The organism is Subtercola boreus (assembly GCF_003399645.1).
GTDB classification, from domain to species: domain Bacteria; phylum Actinomycetota; class Actinomycetes; order Actinomycetales; family Microbacteriaceae; genus Subtercola; species Subtercola boreus_A.
On record NZ_NBXD01000013.1, the window covers coordinates 45,849 to 69,416 of the forward strand.

Annotated in this window: 18 protein-coding genes; 13 read left to right on the forward strand and 5 right to left on the reverse strand. The window is 68.1% G+C overall.

Features of this window, described 5'->3' with window-relative positions:
• Window positions 1-18: 18 nt before the first annotated feature.
• From B7R24_RS05805 to B7R24_RS05815, 3 genes are read left to right on the forward strand one after another with little or no spacing between them, the layout of a single operon-like run.
• Window positions 19-717, forward strand: a complete 699-nt coding sequence (locus tag B7R24_RS05805) for an ABC transporter permease (RefSeq protein WP_116418032.1) — start codon at window positions 19-21, stop codon at window positions 715-717.
• Complete coding sequence (locus tag B7R24_RS05810; RefSeq protein WP_116418033.1) at window positions 714-1,451, forward strand: ABC transporter permease; 738 nt, start codon at window positions 714-716, stop codon at window positions 1,449-1,451. The genes B7R24_RS05805 and B7R24_RS05810 overlap by 4 nt, the downstream gene beginning before the upstream one ends.
• Window position 1,452: 1 nt before the next feature.
• Window positions 1,453-2,388: an ABC transporter substrate-binding protein gene (locus tag B7R24_RS05815; protein WP_116418034.1), complete on the forward strand. Its 936-nt coding sequence runs from the start codon at window positions 1,453-1,455 to the stop codon at window positions 2,386-2,388.
• A gap of 30 nt (window positions 2,389-2,418) precedes the next feature.
• Here B7R24_RS05815 and B7R24_RS05820 read toward each other — a convergent pair whose 3' ends face one another.
• Entirely contained in the window at window positions 2,419-3,354 is a 936-nt protein-coding gene (locus tag B7R24_RS05820; protein WP_116418035.1) for a M56 family metallopeptidase, read from the reverse strand.
• Window positions 3,355-3,379: 25 nt separating this feature from the next.
• Window positions 3,380-3,802, reverse strand: a complete 423-nt coding sequence (locus B7R24_RS05825; RefSeq protein WP_116418036.1) for a BlaI/MecI/CopY family transcriptional regulator — start codon at window positions 3,800-3,802, stop codon at window positions 3,380-3,382.
• A 112-nt stretch (window positions 3,803-3,914) separates the two neighbouring features.
• Here B7R24_RS05825 and B7R24_RS05830 point away from each other — a divergent pair, with 112 nt between their 5' ends.
• From B7R24_RS05830 to cydC, 4 genes are read left to right on the forward strand one after another with little or no spacing between them, the layout of a single operon-like run.
• Window positions 3,915-5,327 (forward strand): cytochrome ubiquinol oxidase subunit I, encoded by a 1,413-nt coding sequence (locus B7R24_RS05830; RefSeq protein ID WP_116418037.1) that lies wholly within the window; start codon window positions 3,915-3,917, stop codon window positions 5,325-5,327.
• A 2-nt stretch (window positions 5,328-5,329) separates the two neighbouring features.
• A complete protein-coding gene (gene cydB / locus B7R24_RS05835) occupies window positions 5,330-6,391 on the forward strand; it encodes a cytochrome d ubiquinol oxidase subunit II (protein ID WP_116418038.1) in 1,062 nt (353 codons plus the stop codon).
• Complete coding sequence (cydD, locus tag B7R24_RS05840) at window positions 6,388-8,070, forward strand: thiol reductant ABC exporter subunit CydD (RefSeq protein WP_116418039.1); 1,683 nt, start codon at window positions 6,388-6,390, stop codon at window positions 8,068-8,070. Before cydB ends, cydD begins: the two co-directional genes overlap by 4 nt.
• On the forward strand, window positions 8,070-9,857 hold the full coding sequence (gene cydC / locus B7R24_RS05845) for a thiol reductant ABC exporter subunit CydC (RefSeq protein ID WP_116418040.1): 1,788 nt from the start codon (window positions 8,070-8,072) through the stop codon (window positions 9,855-9,857). The genes cydD and cydC overlap by 1 nt, the downstream gene beginning before the upstream one ends.
• Before the next feature lie 64 nt (window positions 9,858-9,921).
• Here the strand turns inward: cydC and B7R24_RS05850 are convergent, their stop codons facing one another.
• On the reverse strand, window positions 9,922-10,731 hold the full coding sequence (locus B7R24_RS05850; RefSeq protein ID WP_172582727.1) for an aminotransferase class IV: 810 nt from the start codon (window positions 10,729-10,731) through the stop codon (window positions 9,922-9,924).
• A 134-nt stretch (window positions 10,732-10,865) separates the two neighbouring features.
• On the opposite strand from B7R24_RS05850, the gene leuS reads away from it, so the two are divergent.
• From leuS to holA, 4 genes are all read left to right on the forward strand, one after another.
• Entirely contained in the window at window positions 10,866-13,457 is a 2,592-nt protein-coding gene (leuS, locus tag B7R24_RS05855; protein ID WP_437123510.1) for a leucine--tRNA ligase, read from the forward strand.
• Between the two features lie 63 nt (window positions 13,458-13,520).
• Window positions 13,521-14,612 (forward strand): helix-hairpin-helix domain-containing protein, encoded by a 1,092-nt coding sequence (locus B7R24_RS05865; RefSeq protein ID WP_253259293.1) that lies wholly within the window; start codon window positions 13,521-13,523, stop codon window positions 14,610-14,612.
• On the forward strand, window positions 14,609-17,632 hold the full coding sequence (locus tag B7R24_RS05875) for a ComEC/Rec2 family competence protein (protein ID WP_172582728.1): 3,024 nt from the start codon (window positions 14,609-14,611) through the stop codon (window positions 17,630-17,632). The genes B7R24_RS05865 and B7R24_RS05875 overlap by 4 nt, the downstream gene beginning before the upstream one ends.
• Before the next feature lie 103 nt (window positions 17,633-17,735).
• Window positions 17,736-18,716 (forward strand): DNA polymerase III subunit delta, encoded by a 981-nt coding sequence (holA, locus tag B7R24_RS05880; RefSeq protein ID WP_253259298.1) that lies wholly within the window; start codon window positions 17,736-17,738, stop codon window positions 18,714-18,716.
• A 210-nt stretch (window positions 18,717-18,926) separates the two neighbouring features.
• On the opposite strand, the gene rpsT is transcribed toward holA, so the two are convergent.
• A complete protein-coding gene (gene rpsT / locus B7R24_RS05885; protein ID WP_116418045.1) occupies window positions 18,927-19,187 on the reverse strand; it encodes a 30S ribosomal protein S20 in 261 nt (86 codons plus the stop codon).
• 197 nt (window positions 19,188-19,384) lie between these two features.
• Here rpsT and B7R24_RS05890 point away from each other — a divergent pair, with 197 nt between their 5' ends.
• The gene (locus B7R24_RS05890) at window positions 19,385-20,542 is read left to right on the forward strand and encodes a pyridoxal phosphate-dependent aminotransferase (protein WP_116418046.1); all 1,158 of its coding nucleotides are present in this window, start codon (window positions 19,385-19,387) and stop codon (window positions 20,540-20,542) included.
• A gap of 109 nt (window positions 20,543-20,651) precedes the next feature.
• Here B7R24_RS05890 and B7R24_RS05895 read toward each other — a convergent pair whose 3' ends face one another.
• Window positions 20,652-21,563 carry an NAD-dependent epimerase/dehydratase family protein gene (locus tag B7R24_RS05895; protein ID WP_116418047.1) on the reverse strand — a complete coding sequence of 304 codons (912 nt, stop codon included), beginning with the start codon at window positions 21,561-21,563 and terminating at the stop codon, window positions 20,652-20,654.
• A 149-nt stretch (window positions 21,564-21,712) separates the two neighbouring features.
• Between B7R24_RS05895 and lepA the strand changes: the two genes are divergently transcribed.
• A complete protein-coding gene (gene lepA / locus B7R24_RS05900) occupies window positions 21,713-23,563 on the forward strand; it encodes a translation elongation factor 4 (protein ID WP_116418048.1) in 1,851 nt (616 codons plus the stop codon).
• Window positions 23,564-23,568: the final 5 nt, after the last annotated feature.

A 23,568-nucleotide genomic window follows, 5' to 3' on the forward strand; every position in this document is an offset into this window, starting at 1 on the left:
GCTGAAGAGGTCACTCGCATGAATTGGGTCGTCAACAACCTCGGGCTCATCTGGAGCCTCACGCTCGACCACATCGCCCTGGCCGTGCCCCCGATCATCCTGGGTTTCCTGATCTCGATCCCCATCGGCTGGGTCGCCAACCGCTACCACGCCTCCCGTGGCGTTCTGCTCACGATCAGCGGGCTGCTCTACACGGTGCCCTCGCTGCCGTTGTTCATCGCGCTTCCCGCGATTCTCGGCACCGGCATCCTCGACCCCGTCAATGTCGTCGTCGGCCTCACCATCTACGCCGTTGCGCTCATGGTGCGTTCGGTGGCGGATGCTCTGGCCGCCGTCGATTCCGGTGTACGCCAGGCGGCCACCGCCATGGGCTACTCGGGGTGGCAGGGGTTCTGGCAGGTGGAGTTCCCTCTCGCCGGTCCTGTGCTGCTCGCCGGTCTCCGCGTGGTCTCGGTGAGTACGGTGAGCCTGGTGAGCATCGGTTCGGTGATCGGCGTCTCGAGCCTCGGCTACCTGTTCCTGAACGGGCTTCAGCGCAACATCGTCGCAGAGGTCATCAGCGGCATCGTCGCGACCCTCGTCATCGCCATCGTGTTCGACCTGATCCTCGTGGCGGTCGGCCGTATCCTGCTGCCGTGGGCGAAGGCCGATCCGTCGGCCCGCCAGACCAGGCGCCGCACAGCCGAGCGCGCCCTCACGGGGACGGTGACCTCGTGAACCTCTTTCTCGACGGGATCGCGTGGATCTTCGATCCTGCCCACCTGAACGGCCCCGGCGGCATCTGGGTGCGCATCGGCGAGCAGCTCTCGTACACCTTCGGCGCGGTGGCGCTGGCCGCGATCATCGCCATTCCGCTCGGCCTGTGGATCGGCCACACCGGCCGCGGCCGCGACGTGGCCGTGCTCACCTCGGGCGGATTGCGCGCGCTGCCGAGCCTCGGCCTGCTGATCATCTTCGCGCTGGCGATCGGGATCGGGTTCAAGGCGCCGCTGCTCGCGTTCGTCATCCTCGCCATCCCCTCCCTGCTCTCGGGCGCCTACGCCGGGGTCGAGGCCGTCGACAGGCGCACCGTCGACGCTGCTCGCGCGCAGGGGATGACCGAATGGCAGGTGCTCACGAAGGTGGAGCTTCCACTCGGCCTGCCCCTGTTGATCGGCGGAATCCGTTCGGGTGTGCTGCAGGTCGTCGCGACGGCGACACTCGCCTACTTCGCCAGTGGCGGCGCACTCGGCGTGTTCATCAACGACGGCCTCAAGACCCGCGATTACGCCGAGCTCATCGGCGCCTCGATCATCGTCACCGTGCTCGCACTGCTGCTGGAGGGCATATTCGCCCTGCTGCAGCGGTTGTTCGTGCCACGCGGTGTCACCGCGGGTCGAATATCAGACGTCCGCTCTCGGCCACTCCGGCCGCGCGCGGTGGTGGGATCCCCCATCCAAGAAGGGAAATAGCATGTTCACAGCATTGAAGAAAGGCCGTATCGCCGCCCTCGGCGTTATCGCGGTCAGTGCGGCAGTCGCACTGGCAGGGTGTTCGTCAGGGAGCAGTCCGCTCGACGCGGGCTCGACCTCGACCGGCTCGGCCGCGGCGGGCACCATCGTCATCGGCTCGCAGTCGTACTACTCGAATGAGATCATTGCGGAGATCTACGCTCAGGCACTTGAGGCCAATGGCCAGACCGTGACCCGCAAGTTCAACATCGGCCAGCGCGACGCGTACCTGCCCGCTCTCGCCAGCGGAGAGGTCACCCTCTTCCCGGAGTACTCCGGAAACCTGCTGCAGTTCTATGACAAGTCCACCGCCGCGGTCTCGGCCGACGATGTCTATGCCGCACTGAAGACGGCCGTGCCCGCGAACCTCGAAGTTCTCGAGCAGTCCGCCGCAGCCGACCAGGACTCCTACAACGTCACCAAGGCGTTCGCCGACGCCAACGGCGTGACGAGCATCGCCGATCTGGCCAAAGTGTCGAACGTCACACTCGGCGGTAACGCCGAACTCGCGACCCGCCCCTACGGCCCTCCCGGGCTGCTCAGCACCTACAACGTCACGGTCGGCTTCACGCCGATCGATGACTCCGCCGGCCCGCTCACGCTGAAGGCCCTGCTCGACAACACCATCCAGGTCGCGAACATCTACAGCGCCGACCCGAGCATCGGCGAGAACAACCTCGTGACGCTCACCGACCCGAAGAACCTGTTCCTCGCGTCGAACGTCGTACCGCTGATCAACAAAGACGCCGCGACCCCCGAGGTGACCGACGTGATCAACAAGGTCGACGCCGCGCTGACCACTGAAGATCTCGTGAAGATGAACGGTGAGAGCACGACCGACCAGAAGTCTTCGGCCGACATCGCGAAGGAATGGCTCGACGGCAAGAAGCTCTTCTAGAGCATCCTGTGACGGCGGTTTCCGGTCGTGCTACGACGTGAAGAGCAGCACGACCGGAAACGCCAGCAGGAGCGCAGCGAGGCCCAGGATGCCCGTGCGGGCGGCGAGCGTCAGCTGCGGCTCCGGGTTGGTGAGTCGTCGCATGCGCACCAGAACCGCGGGGGGTGCCGGATCGGTCACCGCGACCGCGGAGGAACCGCGGCGCACGATGTTCTGCGTTTCGGCCGAACCGACCAGCGCGATCGCTTCGGCGAGGGTCGTGTTGTCGGTGGAACGACGGCTCTGGTCATCCGCCAGCATCTCGATCAGCAGTGAGACGGCGACCTGTGCGAGCGTCGCGATCGGGAACCACGGTAATGAGCCGCGCCACGACTCGAAGGCGACGAGCAGAATGTGGTGCTGCTGCTGCAGGTGAGCGCGTTCATGCGCGATGACCGCCTCGAGCTGGTCGGCGTCGAGCAGCGAGACCAGGCCTTCAGAGAGCACCGTGACGGTGCGGGCGCCCGGCAGGCAGTAGGCCACCGGCGCGGGTGAATCGAGGATGAGCGTACCGGGCCGGCCGACCAGGGGCGTACTCAGCAGGTCGACAAGCGAACGGTGTCGGCGGCGCTGGCGTTCCGTGCGCACGATCGTGACGATGAGGTTCAGCACGAGATGAGCCGCGAGGAGGGCAGCGCTCGACAGAGCGAAAACGTGGATGAGGCCGACCCCGGGGGGTAGTGCGCCGGCGAAGAGCAGGGGCGGCAGGTCGAGCAGCCCGCTGATGATGCTGCCGCCGAACGGGATGAGCCCGAACGTCACGAGTGACCCGATCATCGACAGGCCACCGGTGAGGGCGATGGACTGCCAGAGCAGCAGCGCAACACCGGGGGAGCGCGATGGCCAGTGCGCCCTGGCGAGCAGAACGGGAACCGGCCACGCCAGAATGACCGCGAGCGCGGCAAGGGTCAGAGAGGCGAAAAGCACGCGCCCAGCGTAGCTGTCGCGGCCGTCAGTTGGCCGGGGTGGCGCGGATCGCCGACGTCGACGAGCTCTCGTCGCCGGGTGTCGCAGCCCGCTGTTCGAGCAGCTGGCGCAAAGTGTCGGCCTCCTGCGGACTGACCTGACCCACGAACCGCGCCAGCGCGGCCGCGCGGTCGGGCTCGCTGCCCAGCACCTGCTGGAGGAGCTCGGCGGTGTGATCGGCGCGGGTGGTCACGGCGAAGTAGAGGTGCGGGCGCACCTTGCGGTCGCGGTCGACGAAACCCTTGCGCTCGAGGCGCGAGAGAACGGTGAGCATGGTTGTCAGTGCGAGGTCTTTGCCGGCACTGGTCTTGTGCGCCAGCTCGTCACGCAGCTCGGCGGCCGTCACGGGTGCGTCGCTCTGCCAGAGCCGTTCCATGATCGAGCGCTCAAGATCGCCAAGTGTTGCCATGACCACTACATTAGCGGGTTTTTCCTGCGCGTTCTACGAGAGGTAGAAAGCTGTTCTACACTAGGTAGAAGTCAACTTCTACAAACTGTAGAACAAGACGCGTGGAGGAATCGTGAACGACCTGCTCGACCCGCTGCTGCTGTCGCGCTGGCAGTTCGGGCTCACGACCATCTACCACTTTCTCTTCGTGCCGCTCACCATCGGCATGGCCCTCACCGTCGCCATCTTCCAGACGGCGTGGGTTCGCACAGGGCAGGCGAAGTACCTGCAGCTGACGAAGTTCTTCGGCAAGATCTTCCTGATCAACTTCGCCATGGGTGTGGTGACCGGCATCGTGCAGGAGTTCCAGTTCGGTATGAACTGGTCGGACTACTCCCGCTTCGTCGGCGACGTCTTCGGTGCGCCGCTGGCGCTCGAGGGGCTGCTGGCGTTCTTCCTCGAAGCGACCTTCATCGGCCTCTGGATCTTCGGCTGGGACCGCCTGCCGAAGAAGCTCCATCTCGCGACCATCTGGGTCACCGCGCTGGCGAGCATCCTGAGCGCGTATTTCATCATCGCGGCGAACTCCTTCATGCAGAACCCGGTCGGCTACCGGATCAACGAGGCGAAGGGTCGCGCCGAACTCACCGACATCTGGGCGCTTCTGACGAACAAGGTCGCCCTGGCTGCCTTCCCGCACACGATCTTCGCCTGCTTCATGGTGTCTGCCGCTCTGATCGTGTGCGCCGCCACCTGGCACCTTTCACGCAACCAGCACCTCGAGACGATGCGCCCGGCGCTGAGGTTCGGGCTCTGGATGATGGTGGTCGCCGGGACGCTCACCGTGCTCTCGGGAGACCAGCTCGGGCTCGCCATGGTGTCGACGCAGCCGATGAAGATGGCAGCGGCCGAGGCGCTCTACAACACCTCGACGGGCGCGAACGCATCGTTCTCGGTGTTCACGCTCGGTACACCCGACGGGGTGAGCGAGCTGTTCTCGATCCGCATTCCGTACCTGCTGTCGTTCCTGTCGACCCACACCTTCGACGGCACTGTAGAGGGCATCAACGATCTTCAGGCCCAGTACACGCAGTTGTACGGCCCGGGCGACTACACACCGACCATCTGGGTCACCTACTGGGCGTTCCGGTACATGATCGCGTTCGGGGTTCTCGCCATCCTGATCTCGGTCGGCGGCCTCTGGTTCACCCGCAAGGGGCGGATGCCCACCAAGCGCTGGATCTGGCGGGTCGCCATCTGGTCGATGCCGCTTCCGCTCGCGGCGATGATCATGGGTTGGGTCTTCACCGAGATGGGCCGGCAGCCGTGGATCGTGTTCAGTCTGCTCAAAACGTCTGACGCCGTCTCGCCCAACACGACCGGTCTCGAGGTGCTCATCTCCCTGGTCGCCTTCACGCTGATCTACGGCACGCTCGCCGTGGTCGAGTTCCGGCTGATCAAGAAGGCCGTTCAGAAGGGGCCCGACGACGCGCCGGTGCCGGATGCCGAGTCGGGCGAGATCAGGCACGAAGCGACGGTGTACTAGACATGGACCTCCCCACCCTCTGGTTCGGCCTGCTGGCCTTCTTCTTCATCGGCTACTTCGTGCTCGACGGCTTCGACTTCGGTGTCGGCATGTCGCTGCCCTTCCTCGGCCGCGACTCGCGCGGGCCGAATGACGTCGACCGGCGTGTGCTGATCAACACCATCGGACCGATCTGGGACCTCAACGAGACCTGGGTCATCGTCGCGGGCGCCGCCATGTTCGCGGCCTTCCCGGAGTGGTACGCAACGCTGTTCAGCGGCTTCTACCTGGTGTTCCTCGCCATTCTCCTGGCGCTCATCCTGCGCGGCGTCTCCTTCGAGTACCGGCACCAGCGCCCGGAGCTGGTCTGGAAGAGACGCTTCGACCGGATGATCGTGGTCGGCTCGGCCGTGCCCGCCTTCCTCTGGGGCCTGGTGTTCGCGAACGTCGTACGGGGCGTGCCCCTCGACGCCGGGTTCAACTTCACCGGCAGTGTGGTGGACCTCTTCTCGCCCTACGCCGTGCTCGGTGGGCTCACCACTCTGCTGCTCTTCTTCACCCACGGCGTCGTGTTCGTGTCGCTGAAGACGACAGGTCCGATCCGGGAACGGGCGCGGTTGCTGGCGGGCCGTGCGGGGCTTGTCACGATCGTGGTCGCCGCCGGGTTCCTCGTCTGGACGACGGTGTCGTTCGGGTCGGTGCTCTCGGGCATCCTGTCGGCCGTCGCAGCGGTCACACTCGTGGGCGCCTGGCTCGCGAACCAGCGCAAAGCGGAGGGCTGGGCCTTCACGCTCATGGCTGCAACGATCGCCGTCGCTGTCGCGTCGCTGTTCCTGTCGCTGTTCCCCGATGTGATGCCTGCGACGAACGACCCCGCCCACAGCCTGACGATCGCGAACTCGTCGTCGTCGGGGTACACGCTCACACTGATGAGCTGGGTGGCACTGGTGTTCGTGCCGCTGATTCTGGCGTACCAGGCGTTCACATACTGGGTCTTCCGCAGGCGCGTCAGTCGGTCGACGATCACCGGTGAAGCTCCGGATGTCGCGGCTGACGCAAGTGCGCCCGGGCCGGTCTCAGCGTGAAACCCGTCGATGCGAGGCTGCGGTACGCGGCATCCGCCCGCCTGTTCTTCGGGCTCGGAGGGGTTCTCGCCGCCCTGCAGACCGCCTGCATCGTGGGATTCGCCTGGCTCGTGAGTTCGACCGTCGTGGCCGCGATCGGTGGGGCGTCTCTTTCGATGCTGGTGCCGTCGCTCGCCGCGCTGGTCGGAGTGATCGTGCTGCGCTCGGCGATCGTCTGGCTGATGGAGGTCAACGCGGCGCGCGGTTCGGCGATCGTCAAGAGCGAGCTGCGGCGGAAGGTGCTGGCCTCGGTGGCGCGGCTCGGGCCCGGGTGGCTGGCCGGTCGGAGCAGCGTGCGGGTCAGCACGATGGTGACGACGGGGCTGGATGCTCTGGACACCTACTTCGCCAAGTACCTGCCGCAGCTCATTCTCACCGCGATCGCGACTCCCGTTCTGGTGGTGGTGATGCTGGTCGCCGACCTCACCAGCGGCGTCATCGTCGTACTGACGCTTCCGCTCATCCCGGTGTTCATGGTGCTGATCGGCTGGGCGACCCAGGCGCTGCAGGCCGCGCAGTGGGAGAAGCTCGGGGCGTTGTCGTCAGGGTTCCTCGACGTCGTGGAGGGGCTGTCGACGCTTAAGGTGTTCGGGCGCGAGAAGCGCCAGGTGGGGCGCATCCGGGCCGTGACCGATCAGTACCGCGTCAGCACCATGAAGGTGCTGCGGCTGTCCTTTCTCAGCGGATTCGCGCTGGAGCTGGCCGCGAGCCTGTCGGTTGCGCTGGTGGCGGTGTCGATCGGGTTGCGGTTGGTGGGAGGAGACCTGGGGCTCGGTGTGGGGCTGTTCGTGCTGATGCTGGCGCCCGAGGCGTTCCTGCCGCTGCGGCAGGTGGGGGCGGCGTTCCACGCGGCTGCGGACGGGGTGGCGGCGACGGATGCGGTCTTCGAGGTACTTTCCGCGGACCCCGCTGCCGCGGATCCCGCCCCCGCGGCTGCCCGCGTCGCCTCCGCGCTCGGCGAGAGGACGCACGGTGCTGCGATTACGCGTCTGTGGGTCAGTCATGGTCCTCTCGATGATGCGCGGTTCGCCGTGCAGGACTTCTCAGCGGAGTTGCGGCCGGGAACGCTCACCGTGCTCGCGGGCCCGAGCGGCGCGGGGAAGTCGAGCATCGTCGGCGCCATGCTCGGGTTCGTGCCCTTCTCGGGCACCATCGACGCGGCGCCGATCGCGTGGGCGGGGCAGCGTCCGTCACTCCTGGCAGGCACCGTGTTCGACAATCTGACGCTCGGCAGCGAAGATCCATCGCGGGCTCTCGTCGAGCGCGCCCTCGCGCTGGCGGCCGCCGACGACATCGATTCGGCGATCGTGCTCGGTGTGAACGGCGCCGGACTCTCGGTCGGACAGGCCCAGCGAGTCGCTGTGGCGCGCGCCGTGTACCGCCTGCTCGAGCGGGACTGCGGTGTGCTCCTCCTCGACGAACCCAGCTCGGCGCTCGATGCGGCGACCGAGGCCCGGCTCATCGCGGGCGTGCGCGCGCTCGCGGCGGGCGGGGTTGCCGTGCTCGTCGTGTCGCACCGCGACGCGTTCCGGCTCGCGGCCGACCAGCTGCTCGAGCTCGCGGCGCCCGCGCTCGCCGCCGAGCCCAGCTCCGCCACCGCCGCCCTGTCCGCCATCCGCTCCACCGGGGCGGTTCGCTGATGCGGGCCACGGAGGTACTGCGTCTGGCGCAGCCGTCGCCTCGGGCGTTCGCGCCGGCACTCGCGTTCGGGCTGCTCAGCGCGCTGTCGACCGTGGCGCTCCTCGGCACCTCTGCGTATCTCATCGCGCGCGCGGCGGAACAGCCGCCCATCCTGTACCTGTCGATCGCCGTCGTGGGTGTGCGCGCATTCGCCCTGGCCCGCGCCACGTTCCGCTATCTTGATCGACTCGCCGGTCACGGTGCAGCCTTCCGCGCCCTCGCGTCGCTCCGGGTCGCGATCTACGAACGCATCATCCCGCTCGCCCCCGACGGACTCGCCGCCACCCGCCGCGGCGACCTGCTCGCCCGCCTCGTCGGTGACGTGGATGATCTGCAGAACCTCTCGCTCAAAGTCGTGCAGCCGCTGCTGACCTCGCTGCTCGTGGCGGTTCTCGCCGTCGTCGGTGTCTGGCTGCTCCTGCCCGCCGCCGCGATCGCGCTGGCTGCGACCCTGGTGATCGCACTCGTGCTCGGCACGTGGATCGACACACGCATCGCCGCCCGCGCTGAGCGCGAACTCGCTCCGTTGCGCGGGTCGTTCGCCGACGAGACGCTCGACTTCGTGCAGAACCTCGATGTTCTGGCGGCCTTCGGGGCGACGGATGCCCGGCTCCTCCACCTCGCCGAAACCGATGCGCGGCTCACCCGGTCTGCGTCCCGCCGTGCTGCCGGAGCGGGGGCCACGGCTGCCGTGGTCTCGCTGCTCGCGGGCCTGGCGACGGTCGCAGCGCTGGTGGCAGGCGTGCCTGCGCTAGGCACTGCGCTCGGCACCGCCCTCGGCGGGCAGCCTCTCGGCGCGACGGCTTTCTCGGGGCCGCTTCTTGCGGGGCACACGTTCTCCGGGCCGCTCCTCGCGATCGTGGTGCTCGTGCCGATAGCCGTGTTCGAGGTGTTCGCGGCGGTTCCGCTCGCCGCGGGTGCCTGGCGCCAGGTGTACGCGAGCGCCTCGCGGGTGGCTTCGGCGCTCCCCGATGCGCTGCCGCCGCAGCTCCCTGCCTCGGGGGTGCTCGACGCGCTGACAGCCTCGGCTCCACCTGTCTGGGCGTCGCCCGGCGGCGTACCTCCGATCATCCGTCTCGTCGATGTATCGGCCACGTGGCCGGTTCTGCACGGCCCGCATGACAGACAGGGGCTCGCCGAGGCACTGCTGCCGGCGCCGGAGCCTGCGCTGCGGTCGGTCAGCGTCACCGTTCGGCCCGGGGAGCGGCTGCTCGTCGAGGGGCCGAGCGGGAGTGGCAAGACGACGCTCGCGCACGTTCTGGTGCGGTTTCTGGAGCACGAGGGCTCGGTGACGATCGGCGGCGTCGACGTGCGCGAGCTCGCGCCGGAGGAGGTTCGCACGGTGATCGGGCTCTGCGAACAGGTTCCGTACCTGTTCGACGCCAATCTGCGGCAGAACCTGCTATTCGCCCGCGAAACCGCCACTGATGACGAGCTTCTGGCAGTGCTGGCCCGGGTCGGGCTGGCAGAGTGGTCGGCCGCACGCGGCGGGCTTTCTGCGCGGCTCGGCGAGCGCGGGGCCCTCGTCTCCGGCGGTGAGGCCCAGCGCATAGCGCTCGCGCGGGTGCTGCTCGCCGACTTCCCGGTCGTGGTCTTCGACGAACCGACCGCGAACGTGGATTCGGGTCGCGCCGACACGCTGCTGCGCGACCTCCTAGAGGCGGCGGGCCCCGACCGGAGCGTGGTGCTGATCTCGCACACCCCCGTTCCGCCCGAACTGGTCACCCAGCGGCTCCGCCTCGGCTGAGTATCCGCTCGCCCGCGCAGTCGCTCGCCCGCGCATCCGCCCGCCCCGCGCATCCGCCTGCCCGTCAGGGCGCGAGGGGGCGCGCCAGCGCCCCGAGCCGCCTCTGCCACAGCGCCTGGCGACCGGGTTCGGCCACCACAGCCGGCCCGCCCCGCCACGCGCTCACCACACGGATGCCGTGCAGCGCGTTCACCGCCCACACCTCCGTACCGCCGAGGTCGGCTGGCCGCACGCGTTCCGACCCGGCCCGCACTCCGAGCGCAGCAGCCAGCACCAGAACCGAGCGCGCGGTGACGCTGTCGACGCGTTCGAGGTCGGGTGGCGGCATCCGCAGCTCGTCGCCGCGCCACCAGAGCAGTGCGGTCGTGGTTCCGTCGGCGACAGCGCCGTCCGGCCCGAGCAGCACGAGCTCGTCGACCCCATCGATGCGGGCCTCGTCGCGAAGGCTCGCCAGGGTGAGCAGGTCGGGGCCCTTGCGGTTCCGGATGCTGCGGGGGTCGGGCCCGGCATGGGTACGCAGCACGACCGACGCTGAAAGCGGGGGAGCCAGCCGCATCAGAATCGACAGCTCCCACCGCCCGGAGCGCGTGCGGCTCAGTTCCGCGCGGGGAAACCAGCGGTGGATGGGTGGAATGGCGGAGACCGCCGCCGCCCAGAAGTCCGCGAGCGCCGTCTCGTCGTCGAATCCTGCCGCCTCTGCCGAGCGCATGAACCGCTGCCTGTGCAGGTCGATGGCGCGCACCCGGCCCGAGTCGACCAGCCAGGAGTCAGCGACCTCGAGCCCCTGCCGGTCATCCGGAGCCAGTGCCACCCCCACGAGCGACCCGTCACGGTAGACGAAACGGCGCGCGTCGGGCGAGGGGGAGTCGGTCATGATGAGTTCACGGTAGCAACAGCCCCGCCTGAGCATCGTTTAGTACCATTGATCGCTGGAGACCGCGAGCACCGGGCGGTCACCTGCTGGCCGCCACTTTGCGTCCGTAACCGACGATTGAGAATTACGTGACTATCGAAAGCGATTCCGCCCTGCGCGGCGCCGAAGACGACGCTTCTGTCGACCCCACCCGTTACAGTTTCGAGGCCCTGCAAGACAAGTGGCTTCCCGTGTGGGACAGACTCGAGCCTTTCAAGACCGATCTCGAGAACGACAAACGGCCGCGCAAATACATTCTCGACATGTTCCCGTACCCCTCGGGCGACCTGCACATGGGTCACGCCGAGGCCTATGCCCTGGGCGATGTCATCTCGCGTTACTGGCGCCACCAGGGTTTCAATGTGCTGCACCCCATCGGCTGGGACTCGTTCGGCCTGCCCGCCGAGAATGCCGCCATCAAGCGCCAGATCGATCCGCGCGAGTGGACCTACGACAACATCGCGCAGCAGAAGGCGAGTTTTCGCCGCTACGCCGGTTCGTTCGACTGGTCGAGGGAACTGCACACCAGCGACCCCGAGTACTACAAATGGAACCAGTGGCTGTTCCTGAAGCTGTACGAGAAGGGCCTCGCCTACCGCAAATCGAGCTGGGTGAACTGGGACCCGGTCGACCAGACTGTTCTCGCGAACGAGCAGGTGCTGCCCGACGGCACCTCTGAGCGCAGCGGCGCCATCGTGGTCAAGAAGAAGCTGACCCAGTGGTACTTCAAGATCACCGACTACGCCGACCGCCTGCTCGACGACCTCAAGCAGCTCGAGGGCACCTGGCCGGCCAAGGTCATCGCGATGCAGCGCAACTGGATCGGCCGATCCATCGGCGCCGACGTCGACTTCGCGATCGAGGGCCGCGAGGCGCCCGTCACCGTCTTCACGACCCGGCCCGACACCCTCCACGGCGCGACGTTCATGGTCATCGCCCCCGAGAGCGAGCTGGCGGCCGAGCTGATCGGCGATCCGTCGGTTCCGGATGCTGCGCGCGAACGTTTCACGGAATACCTCACCGAGGTGCAGAAGAGCACCGAACTCGAGCGCCAGGCGACCGACCGACCGAAGACCGGCGTCTTCATGGAGCGCTACGCGGTCAACCCGCTGACCGGCGAACGCCTGCCGATCTGGGCGGCCGACTACGTGCTCGCCGACTATGGAACCGGCGCGGTGATGGCCGTTCCCGCGCACGACCAGCGCGACCTCGACTTCGCCCGCGCCTTCGGCCTGCCCGTTCGCGTCGTGCTCGACACGAACCAGCCGGTCACGGGCGCGATTCCGGTGTTCGTCGACGGTGAGATCCCGGATGATCTGCCTCCGCTCGACCCGGCGTCCACCGGCAAGGCGCTGACCGGTGACGGGCGTCTCATCAACTCAGGGCCGCTCGACGGACTCAGCAAGGGCAAAGCCATCACGCGGGTGATCGAGCAACTCGAGGCCGCCGGAACCGGGCGGGCCGCCAAGAACTACCGGCTGAGGGATTGGCTGATCTCCCGCCAGCGCTACTGGGGAACGCCGATCCCGATCATCCACGGGTCTGACGGCGCCGAGGTTCCGGTTCCCGAAGACCAGCTGCCCGTGCTGCTGCCCCCGACCGAAGGTCTCAACCTGCAGCCGAAGGGCACATCGCCGCTCGGTGCGGCTGCGGACTGGGTGAATGTGCCCGACCCGCGCGACGGCTCGCCGGCCCTCCGCGACGCCGACACGATGGACACGTTCGTCGACAGCTCGTGGTACTTCCTGCGCTTCCTGTCGCCGAACGACGAGACTCGCGCTTTCGATCCCCGCGAGGTCGACAAATGGGCGCCCGTCGACCAGTACGTCGGTGGAGTGACACACGCGATCCTGCATCTGCTTTACGCGCGGTTCATCACCAAGGTGCTGTTCGACCTCGGCTACGTCTCCTTCACCGAGCCCTTCAGCGCGCTGCTGAACCAGGGCATGGTGCAGATGGACGGCTCGGCGATGTCGAAGTCCAAGGGCAACCTCGTGCGCCTCAGCGACCAGCTCGACGAGCACGGGGTCGACGCGGTGCGCCTGACGATGGCGTTCGCCGGCCCGCCCGAAGACGACATCGACTGGGCGGATGTCTCGCCCGCCGGCTCCGCGAAGTTCCTGGCCCGCGCGTGGCGGCTGTCGGGCGACGTCACCTCGCTGCCCTCGGTGAACTGGCGGGACGGGGACGTCGCGCTCCGACGCATCACGCACCGGTTCCTCGCTGAGGCCCCCGGTCTCGTCGAGGCGTTCAAGTTCAACGTGGTCGTCGCCCGGATCATGGAGCTCGTCAACGCTGCCCGCAAGACGGTCGACAACGGCCCCGGTGGCGGCGACCCCGCCGTGCGCGAGGCCGTCGAGACGATCGCGCTCGGCCTCTCCCTCTTCGCGCCCTACACCGCCGAAGACATGTGGGAGCGGCTCGGCTACCCGGCGTCGATCTCGAGCTACGGCTGGCGCGGAGCCGACCCGACCCTCCTCACCGAGGAGTCTGTGACGGCCGTCGTGCAGGTCGACGGCAAGGTGCGTGCGCGTCTGGAGGTATCGCCGAAGATCTCGGCAGGCGACCTCGAAGCTCAGGCGCGGGCATCCGAAGCCGTGGTGCGGTTCCTCGGCGATCGCGAGATCGTGAACGTGATCGTTCGCGCGCCGAAGATCGTCAACATTGCCACAAAGGCGCGTTCGTAGAAGTTCTCCACAGATCGGGCCGGGCAGGGATGCTCGGCCCTCTGCGGTTCGTACCGTTTCGGTATGCCCGCTGAACTGCCTCCCGCTGCCGACCCTGCCCGGGTCCGCGCGCGCCCTCTGCGGGCGTCGCCGCGCCTGCCGTGGGAGATCGAGGAGCCCCCTCGAGCACCGTCTTCGTTCCCGGCGGTTGCGGTTGCTGATGCGGATGCGGATGCGGATGCGGATGCGGATCCGGCTGCGGATGCTGTTGCGGAGGCGGAGGATTCGGTCGGCGCCGACGGGACTGAAGCCGGCCTCTCTCCAGCCGGTGAGGTTGCGGCTCGGGCGCCTTCCTCGCGGTTCCGTGTCGGGGTGGGCGCTGCGGTGGTGCTGGTTCTTGTGGCGCTGGTGTGTTCGGTTCTCGTCTCGATGTTCTCGGGGCGCGGGCAGACAGAGGTGGTGGCATTGCCGGGCGGGGGTCGACCTGCGGGGAGTGCCACGGTTTCGCCCGCGCCGGGGGCCGGGCCCTCCACGTCTTCCGGATCGGACTCGTCTGCTGGGTCTGCTGGGTCTGCCGGGTCTGCTGCGTCCTCCGGTCCTGCTGGTCCTGCCTCGTCCTCTGGGCCGGCAGCGGCTCCCGGGTCGACGACGGCTCCCGCTCAGGCCGTCAGCGCACCCATACTGCTGCACGTTCTCGGCGCCGTCGCGCATCCGGGACTCTACGAACTGCACGTCGGTGACCGTGTGGTCGATGCGGTCGCCGCGGCCGGCGGCTTCGCAGCGAACGCCGACCAGGGGCAGCAGAACCTCGCACGGGTGGTGGTCGACGGCGAACAGCTCGTGATCCCGGAGCAGGGGGTCGCGCCGCCGCTCGGGTCTGCGGCCGCGGGTGGGGGTGCCGGGGTGGGCTGGGGGCAGGGTGCGGGCGGGGCGGCAGGCTCCGGCGGGGCGTCGGGTGCGGGCGGGGCTGGCGGTGGTGCCGTGCCGCTGGTGAACGTGAACACCGCCGACCAGGCCGCTCTGGAGACGCTGCCGCAGGTGGGCCCGGCGCTCGCCCAGCGCATCATCGCCTGGCGCACCGCCAACGGTCGCTTCACCCAACTCGACGACCTCAAGAACGTCACCGGCATCGGCGACAAGACCTTCGAGGCACTGAAACCCCTGGTGACGATATGAGAGCGCGTGCTGTGCGTGCTGTGCGTGCTGGGCTTGCTGCTTCTGCGGCCTCTGCTACCCCTGCTGCGCGCGCGACCCATGCTGCGCGTGCGCGTGCTACCCCTGCTATCCCCGCAGCTCCGACCGCTCCGACCGCTCCGACCGCTCCGACCGCTCCCGCTGCTTTCGCGGCCACCGCCGGTTCCTCTCTCGCGGCTGCCGCCGGTTCTGCCGCCCGGGCGGTCCGCGTGGAGCGGCTGGCGGCTGGGGCGCGTCTGGACCTGCGGCTCATACTGCCGGCTGTGGCGTGCTGGGTCGTCGCGGGCGCGCTTGTCGGCCTGCCGCGAGAGGTGGTGGCGCTCGTTTCGGGCGGGATCGCGATCGGCCTGCTCGCGTTGGCGGTGATGCTCGTCACTGTGCTGCTGGGAGCGGGTCAGAAGCGCTGGCGGGGGCGGAGGCGAGGGCGGCGGTGGGCGCCGGCGCTGGCCGTCCTCGCGATGACCTGCGCCGCTGGCGGGCTGGTGGCGACGTGCGTCGGTGCGCAGCTGCCCGAACGGCAACCCGCAGCGCTCTCGCCGCTGCTCGCCCACACCCTCACGCTGCACCTCACTGTAGGTTCGTCAGCGATTCCGACCGCGGGGGCCGGATTCGACCGGACCGAAACGAGCCTGCGGTTCACAGCGACAGCCTCTTCTGTCGCATCCGGAGACACCACGGTCGCTGCGCACACGCCGGTGCTGGTGTTCCTGCGCCCCGACTCGCATCGACACCCGTTCGAGATCGGAGACGAGCTCGAGGTGCGCGGCAGGCTGAGAGCGACAGATCCCGGTGAGGGCGTGGCCTACCTCTTCTTCGCCGACGCACCGCCGGTACTGCTGTGCTCCGCCCCCTGGTACCTGGCGTGGGCAAACCAGCTGCGCTCATCATTCCGCGACAGCGCCACCGACCTGCCCGGAGACGGTGCCCAGCTCGTTCCCGGGCTCGCCATCGGCGACGTCAGTCTCGTGGGTGATGAGCTCAACCAGCAGATGATTGGCAGCGGACTCAGCCACCTCACCGCCGTGTCCGGCGCCAACTGTGCGATCGTGGTCGCCGCGATCATGCTCCTCGGCGGGCTGCTCCGTCTCTCGCGCCGGGGCCGCATCGCGCTGTCACTCGTCGTGATGATCGGATTCGTGGTGCTGGTCACCCCCTCATCATCCGTGGTCCGCGCAGCGGTGATGGCAACGATCGTGCTCGTGACGCTGGCCTCCGGTCGGTCGCCGAAGGGTCTGCCGGCGCTCGCGCTTGCCACGATCATCCTGCTCGCCTGTGGTCCGTGGCTCGCCCGCAACTACGGGCTGGCCCTCTCGGTACTTGCGACGGGCGGGCTCCTCGTGCTGGCAAGACCGCTTCAGCACGCTCTGCAGAGATGGGTGCCCGGCTGGCTCGCACTCGTCATTGCGGTTCCTCTGGCAGCCCAACTGGCCTGCCAACCCGTTCTGCTGCTGCTCTCGCCGACCATTTCGACGTACAGCGTCGTCGCCAATCTCCTCGCCGAGCCGGCCGCACCCGTTGCGACGGTGGCCGGGCTGGTGTCCTGCGTCATCGGAGCCCTGCTGCCGGCGCTCGCCCCCGCAGGAGCCTGGCTCACGTGGGTTCCCGCATCGTGGATCGCCGGCGTCGCCCGCTTCTTCGCCACCGCACCCGGGTCGAGCCTGCCCTGGCTCGGAGGGGCACCGGGAGTCGCGCTCGTGCTGCTGCTGACCGGCGCAGCCCTCGTGGTTCTGCTGTTGCGCTCCCCGCCGGCCGATCGTGGCAGCCCCCTACCGGCAGTCGCCGGCGCCGGCCACGGGGGTCCGCGGGCCGTAACCGAAGTCGCCGGTCGCGGGACCCGTCGTCCCGCAGCCAGCCCCGAAGCCGCCGGCGCCGACCGCGGGACTCGTCGATCCGTAGCAACCCCCGCAGCCGACCGCGCCCCGGCAGCCACCACCGTCGCTTCCGCCGCTTTCCCTGCGAGGCGGTCCAGGCGCGATGCCCGTGCTGTCGTACGGGCCGTTGCGGGAGGAGTGCTCCTCCTGGCTGCGGCCGGTTACCTCGGAACGACAGTCGGCCCGGCGGTTCTCGCCGGGCACGCGTGGCCCGAGAACTGGCAGATCGCGGCCTGCGACATCGGCCAGGGTGACGCCGTCGTCGTGCGCAGTCACGTCGCGCCCGGCATTCCACAGCCTCTGCCACCCGCTCCGGCTGGGGCCGCCCCTGGCGCCACGCCCGACCCAGCCGCCCCGACACCGGCCCGGGACCCGGCCGCCACCGCCCCCGACCCCGCACGCGACCCAGCCGCCCCGGTACCCGCACCGCCGCCCGACGCCATCGCAGTCATCGATGTGGGCCCCGATCCTGCGCTCCTCACGACGTGCCTCGACCGGCTCGGCATCACCACGATCGATCTGCTCGTGCTCACGCACTACGACCTCGACCACGTGGGCGGTCTCAGTGCCGTGGTCGGCCGTGTGCGAACGGTTCTGATCGGTCCGCCGCAGGATGCGCGCGACGAGCGCATGGCCCAGACTCTCGCAGCGGGTGGTGCCGAGGTGCGCCAGGCCCGCCGCGGCGACACGGGAGCGCTCGGCACCATCGGCTGGAGCATCCTGTGGCCCGAGCGGGGCACCACGTTGCGCGGCAATGACGCGAGCGTGACGGTGCAGTTCGCGGGAGCGTTCCGGTCGCTGTTCCTGGGCGACCTCGGTGAAGACGCGCAGCGTCAGGTCGCCCGCGCCAACACCCTCACTGATGAAGACGTCGTGAAGGTGGCGCACCACGGGAGTGCAGACCAGAGCGAAGCGTTCTACCAGGCGATCACCGCAGAGGTGGGCATTGTCTCGGTCGGCACCGACAACCGCTACGGGCATCCGACCGACCGGCTTCTGGGCATTCTCGCCCGAACGGGTACGGTGGCCTATCGCACCGACCGGCTGGGGATGATCGTGCTCGCTCCCTCCGCACAGGGGATCGTGGTGTGGTCAGAGGGTCAGGCTAGGGTTGAGAGCAACAGGAAGTGAGGGTGTCGTGGCGGCTGTTCGGGGTTCGCGGGCGGGTTCCGCGGGCGGCGCATCGCGAGGTGGCGCGGCAGCGAAGGGCTCGTCGAAGAGCTCCGCCCCGGTCATCCCGCAGCTCTCCTGGGAACAGATCCGCCCGGCAGCCGTGGTGCTCGTCTCGGGCACCGAGACGTTCCTCGCCGAGCGCGCCATTCGCCAGCTGCGCGAGTTGCTCAAGGTCGAAGATCCGAGCCTCGAGATCAGCGACATCGACGCCGCGAGCTATGCGCCGGGCGAGCTTCTCACCATGGCCAGCCCGTCACTGTTCGGAGAGCCGCGCATGATCAGGGTCTCCTCCGTCGAGAAGTGCACCGACGCTTTTCTCACCGAGGCAGTCGAGTACCTGGGGTATCCCGCAGATGACACGTACGTCGTTCTGAGGCACGGCGGGGGAGTTCGCGGCAAACGTCTTCTCGACGCGGTACGGGCCAGCACGGGCGACGTCGTCGAAGTGGTCTGTGGTGAGCTGAAGAAAGACTCGGAACGCTACGACTTCGCGGTTGCCGAATTTCGGGCTGCGGGGCGACGCGTGACGCCCAGTGCGGTGCGGGCGCTCGTCTCGGCCTTCACCGACGACCTCGCCGAGCTCTCGAGCGCGTGCATGCAGCTGATCGCCGACACCAGTGATGAGATCACCGAGGTCACGGTCGAGAAGTACTACTCGGGCCGGGTCGAGACGAATGCGTTCGCCGTGGCCGACAGTGCCATCGCGGGGCGGTACGGTGAGGCGCTGACGCTGCTGAGGCACGCGCTCGCGACGGGGGCTGATCCGGTACCGATGGTCGCCGCCTTCGCGATGAAGCTCCGCACGATGGCGAAGGTGCTGGGCTCTCGCGGGGGCGGGGGGCAGCTCGCCGGGCAACTCGGGATGGCCCCGTGGCAGATCGACCGCGCCCGCCGCGACCTGCAGGGCTGGACGGGCGAGGGCCTCGGCCGCAGCATCCAGGTACTCGCGGAGACCGACGAGAACATCAAGGGCGGCAGTCGCGATCCCGTCTACTCCCTCGAGCGCATGATCGCCACGATCGCCAGCCGCGGCGAGCGCTGACCCGCCCGCCCCGACCGGGATGCGTGTCTCGAGGTGCGCAATTCAGGCTTAGGGAACCGCCGCGGCTAGATGCTCCGCGCCCCCTTCACCCGCCTGAATTGCGCGCAGAAGGAATCCACGCGGCCCGGGAGCGCAGAAAAGCCCCGCCGAAGCGGGGCTTTTCGAAACCGGATCAGCTTCGCGCGAGAAGCGCGCGCGAAGCAAAAAAACTCAGAGTGCGGCGACCGACTTGCTGATCGACGACTTACAGTTCGCAGCCTGGTTCTTGTGGATGACGCCCTTGCTGGCAGCCTTGTCGAGCTTCTTGCTCGCGAGGGTCAGCGCGGTGGCGGCCTTCTCCTTGTCGCCGGCGGCGACGCTCGCCTTGACGGCGCGGATGGCGGTCTTCAGCTCACTCTTGACGGCCTTGTTGCGCTCGTTCGCCTTGGCGTTGGTGCCGATACGCTTGATCTGGGACTTGATGTTTGCCACTGGATTACCCTCTGTATCTGTTGATCTGTACGCACTCTGTGCGCAGCAATTCGGAAAATGATTCGCAGCCCGCGCAGACGAAGAAGCGATCCACTGAATGAAACGCAGGCGTCTCGGGCGCGGCTACGGAAGCCAACAGGCAACATTACCAGTTGCGGGCGGTAACGACAATCTCGTTCAGCAACTACCGTTGAGACATGCCCAGCCTCGCCGCCCACATGGACTCGGTTCCGCCCTCCGGTATCCGCCGCATCTTCGAGCTGGCACAATCGCTCGACGATGTCGTCTTCCTGGCCGTCGGTGAGCCCGACGTGGCGGTCGCTCCGCACATCCTCGCAGAGGCCGAACGTGCCTGGCAGGCCGACGAGACCGACTACACGCCGAATGGCGGACTTCCCGAGCTCAGGGAAGCCATCGTGGCAAAGCTCGAGGCCCAGAACGGCATCACGGTCGACACCGAACAGGTCTGGGTGACGAATGGCGGCATGCACGCCCTCTACCTGGCGATGACCCTTGCCCTGGGCCCCGGCGACGAGGTGCTGCTGCCCGACCCGGGGTATTCGACCTTCCCGATGAACGCCCGGATGATCTCTGCCGTGCCGGTTCCCTATACCCTCCGCCAGTCGAACGACTTTCTGCCCGATCTCGAGGAGCTCGAGCGTCTGGTGACGGATCGCACCCGCATGCTCATCATCAATTCCCCCTCGAACCCCCTCGGCGCGATCTTTCCAAAACCTGTGATCGAGTCGTTGCTCGCCTTTGGCAGGAAGCACGACCTCTGGATTCTCAGCGACGAGGTCTACGAATGCTTCACCTACGGTGCCCTGCACACCAGTGTTGCTTCCCTCGACACCGACGACCGGGTGTTCTCGGTCTTCTCCCTCTCGAAGACCTACGCACTCACCGGTGCGCGCATCGGGTACCTCGTCACCCCGCCCGGAATGGCCGCACTGATGCGTTCGGCGCAGGAGGCGATGATCAGCTGCATCAACACGCCCACCCAGCGCGCCGCCATCGCCGCGATCACGGGCCCGCAGGAGCACGTCGCGAGCGCCGCCGCGCACTACCGCGAGAATCTCGGGGTGGCGACGCGTCTGCTCGATGAGCTCGGCATCCATTACCTCGAGCCTTCAGGAGCGTTCTACCTCTGGGTCGACGTGTCGTACGCGACCCATGGGGATGTCGCGGAGTGGGCCGAGCGCTTTCTGCTCGAACAGCGGGTGGCCGTCGCTCCGGGCAGCGCGTTCGGCCGACACGGCGAGGGGTGGATCCGGTTGTGCGTGGCGGCGGATCCGCGGGACATCGAGACGGGCATCCGCCGCCTGCCGCGGCCCCCGGTCGCGCACACCGCATAGCCGCGCACACCGCATAGCCGCGCACACCGCATAGCCGCGCACACCGCACAGCCGCTCGCACCGCACAGCCGCTCGCACCGCACAGCACGGCGGCGAGGCCGGGCCGGAGTCAGCCGGCGTACGACCCCGTGCGCAGCTCGTCGAGCAGGCTGGGACCGTTCGGCTCCCAGCCGAGGTCGATGCGCGCCGCCGAACCGGCGGCCTGCTGATCGAGCAGCAGCGCCTCACCGAACGGCTGGCCCAGCAGCTCGTAGGTCTCGTCGTCGGTCGAGGGCGAAACGCGCCCATCGAGTCCGGCGGCTGTGGATGCTGCCTGCCCGAGCTCCTCGACGGTCGGGCTGTCTCCGCCCACACCGAGATAGGAGCTGCCTGCCGCCGCGAGGTCGAACGCGAGGATGTACAGCTCGGCCAGATCGTCGACGTGCACCGTCGTCCAGTGCTGCTCGCCGCTGCCGATCAGTTTGAGCGACGACTCCCCGGCCGCCCCGGTCTCGCCGGAGACCACGGTCGTCCGCGGCGCCTGCACAATGCTGTTCGGGATGCCCTGGCCGTATCCGTAGACGATGCCGGGCATGATCAGGGTGGTCTTGACGCCTTCGGCGCCGAGCACGCGCTGCTCGATGGCACCGCGCCAGGCGGTGATCGCCGGTGGATTCTGGGGCGAGCGCTCGGTGAGATCGCTCCCGTTGCCGAGCACCCACACGCCGCCCGTGTGAACGTATGGCTTGTCGCTGCCCTCCAGACCGGCCAAGACAGCAGTGACGAGGGCGTCATCGATGGCAGCGCTCGTCTCGTCGCCGGGGGAGGCGACGTGGATGACCCCGTCGCTCTGCCGGGCCTGCTCTTCGAGCAACGGGGTGTCGGTGATGTCGCCGACGACGGCCTTCGCGCCGAGTCCGGCCACGATCGCGGCCTTCTCGCCCGAGCGCACGAGCGCGGTGACCTCACGCCCCTGGTCGAGCAGGTGACGGAGAATGGCTGATCCTACGAATCCGGTCGCGCCGGTCAGAAAAATACTCATACCTGTTCTAACTCCTCCACAGGCCAGAGATTCCCGCCCGTTCTCCACAGAATCCGGGCGCGGAGCCGCGCGGAGCATCTGTCTCGTAAACTTCTCTGAGCACACCGCCCGGTTTCCCGGCGGGTACCGCACAACACCAGAAGGAACGCGTGAGCCCCAGAGCAGTACAGGCACTCCAGCCGGCGTCGACCGAGCCCGCGTCGATCCGCAACTTCTGCATCATCGCGCACATCGACCACGGCAAGTCGACCCTGGCAGACCGGATGCTGCAGATCACCGGCGTGGTCAGCGACCGCGACATGCGCGCCCAGTACCTCGATCGCATGGACATCGAGCGTGAGCGCGGCATCACCATCAAGAGCCAGGCCGTGCGCATGCCCTGGGCGCTCGACGGCAAGACCTACGCGCTCAACATGATCGACACCCCCGGCCACGTCGACTTCACCTACGAGGTGAGCCGGTCGCTGGCCGCCTGCGAGGGCGCCATCCTGCTGGTGGATGCCGCGCAGGGCATCGAAGCGCAGACGCTCGCCAATCTCTACCTTGCTCTCGACAACGACCTGAAGATCATCCCCGTACTCAACAAGATCGACCTTCCCGCGGCCGACCCCGACAAGTACGCCGAAGAACTCGCCGGCCTGATCGGCGGGAAGGCCGAAGACGTGCTCCGCGTCAGCGGCAAGACCGGTATGGGCGTCGAGGAGCTGCTCGACCTCGTGGTGCAGACCATCCCCGCACCCGTCGGCGACATCGATGCCCCGCCCCGCGCGATGATCTTCGACTCGGTCTACGACGCCTACCGCGGTGTCGTGACCTATGTGCGCATGATCGACGGCAAGCTCACGCCGCGCGAGAAGATCATGATGATGAGCACCAAGTCGACGCACGAGGTGCTCGAGATCGGTGTGTCGAGCCCGGAGCCGACTCCCAGCAAGGGTCTGGCCGTCGGCGAGGTGGGGTACCTGATCACCGGCGTCAAAGACGTGCGGCTGAGCAAGGTCGGCGACACCGTCACCACGTCGCTCCGGCCCGCGACCGTCGCGCTGAAGGGGTACTCCGAGCCCAAGCCGATGGTGTTCTCGGGGCTCTACCCGATCGACGGCTCCGACTACCCGAACCTCCGCGAGGCCCTCGACAAGCTGAAGCTCAGCGATGCCGCCCTCGTCTACGAGCCCGAGACATCCGTCGCCCTCGGTTTCGGGTTCCGCTGCGGGTTCCTCGGCCTGCTCCACCTCGAGATCATCACCGAGCGCCTCGAACGCGAGTTCAACCTCGACCTCATCGCCACCGCGCCCAGTGTGATCTACGAGGTGATGACCGACGACAAGAAGACGGTCACGGTCACCAACCCGAGCGAATTCCCCGGCGGGAAGATCTCCACCGTGAGCGAGCCCATGGTGAAGGCGTCGATCCTGGCGCCGAAAGACTACGTCGGCACGATCATGGAGCTCTGCCAGGGCCGCCGCGGCACCCTGAACGGGATGGAGTACGTCGGTACCGACCGCGTCGAGCTGCACTACAACATGCCGCTCGGCGAGATCGTGTTCGACTTCTTCGATCACCTGAAGAGTCGCACGCAGGGCTACGCGAGCCTCGACTACGAACCGATCGGCGAACAGGTGGCCGACCTCGTGAAGGTCGACATCCTGCTGCAGGGCGAGGCCGTCGACGCGTTCAGCGCCATCGTTCACAAAGACAAGGCCTACGCCTACGGTGTGCTGATGACCGAGCGGCTGAAGAAGCTCATTCCGCGCCAGCAGTTCGAGGTGCCGATCCAGGCCGCCATCGGTGCGCGCATCATCGCCCGCGAGTCGATCAGTGCGATTCGCAAAGACGTTCTCGCGAAGTGCTATGGCGGTGACATCACCCGGAAGCGCAAACTGCTGGAGAAGCAGAAAGAGGGCAAGAAGCGCATGAAGATGGTCGGCCGCGTCGAGGTGCCCCAGGAGGCGTTCATCGCCGCGCTGAGCGGCGAGACCGAGACGAAAAAAGAGAAGTAGGTCCC

Coding starts and splice junctions, on each gene's coding strand:
- B7R24_RS05850 (WP_172582727.1), bottom strand. CDS start 10,731: ATGACCGACTCCCCCTCGCCCGACGCGCGCCGTTTCGTCTACCGTGAC.
- B7R24_RS05890 (WP_116418046.1), top strand. CDS start 19,385: ATGCCCAGCCTCGCCGCCCACATGGACTCGGTTCCGCCCTCCGGTATC.
- cydB (WP_116418038.1), top strand. CDS start 5,330: ATGGACCTCCCCACCCTCTGGTTCGGCCTGCTGGCCTTCTTCTTCATC.
- cydC (WP_116418040.1), top strand. CDS start 8,070: ATGCGGGCCACGGAGGTACTGCGTCTGGCGCAGCCGTCGCCTCGGGCG.
- B7R24_RS05815 (WP_116418034.1), top strand. CDS start 1,453: ATGTTCACAGCATTGAAGAAAGGCCGTATCGCCGCCCTCGGCGTTATC.
- B7R24_RS05875 (WP_172582728.1), top strand. CDS start 14,609: ATGAGAGCGCGTGCTGTGCGTGCTGTGCGTGCTGGGCTTGCTGCTTCT.
- B7R24_RS05825 (WP_116418036.1), bottom strand. CDS start 3,802: ATGGCAACACTTGGCGATCTTGAGCGCTCGATCATGGAACGGCTCTGG.
- B7R24_RS05865 (WP_253259293.1), top strand. CDS start 13,521: ATGCCCGCTGAACTGCCTCCCGCTGCCGACCCTGCCCGGGTCCGCGCG.
- B7R24_RS05805 (WP_116418032.1), top strand. CDS start 19: ATGAATTGGGTCGTCAACAACCTCGGGCTCATCTGGAGCCTCACGCTC.
- B7R24_RS05895 (WP_116418047.1), bottom strand. CDS start 21,563: ATGAGTATTTTTCTGACCGGCGCGACCGGATTCGTAGGATCAGCCATT.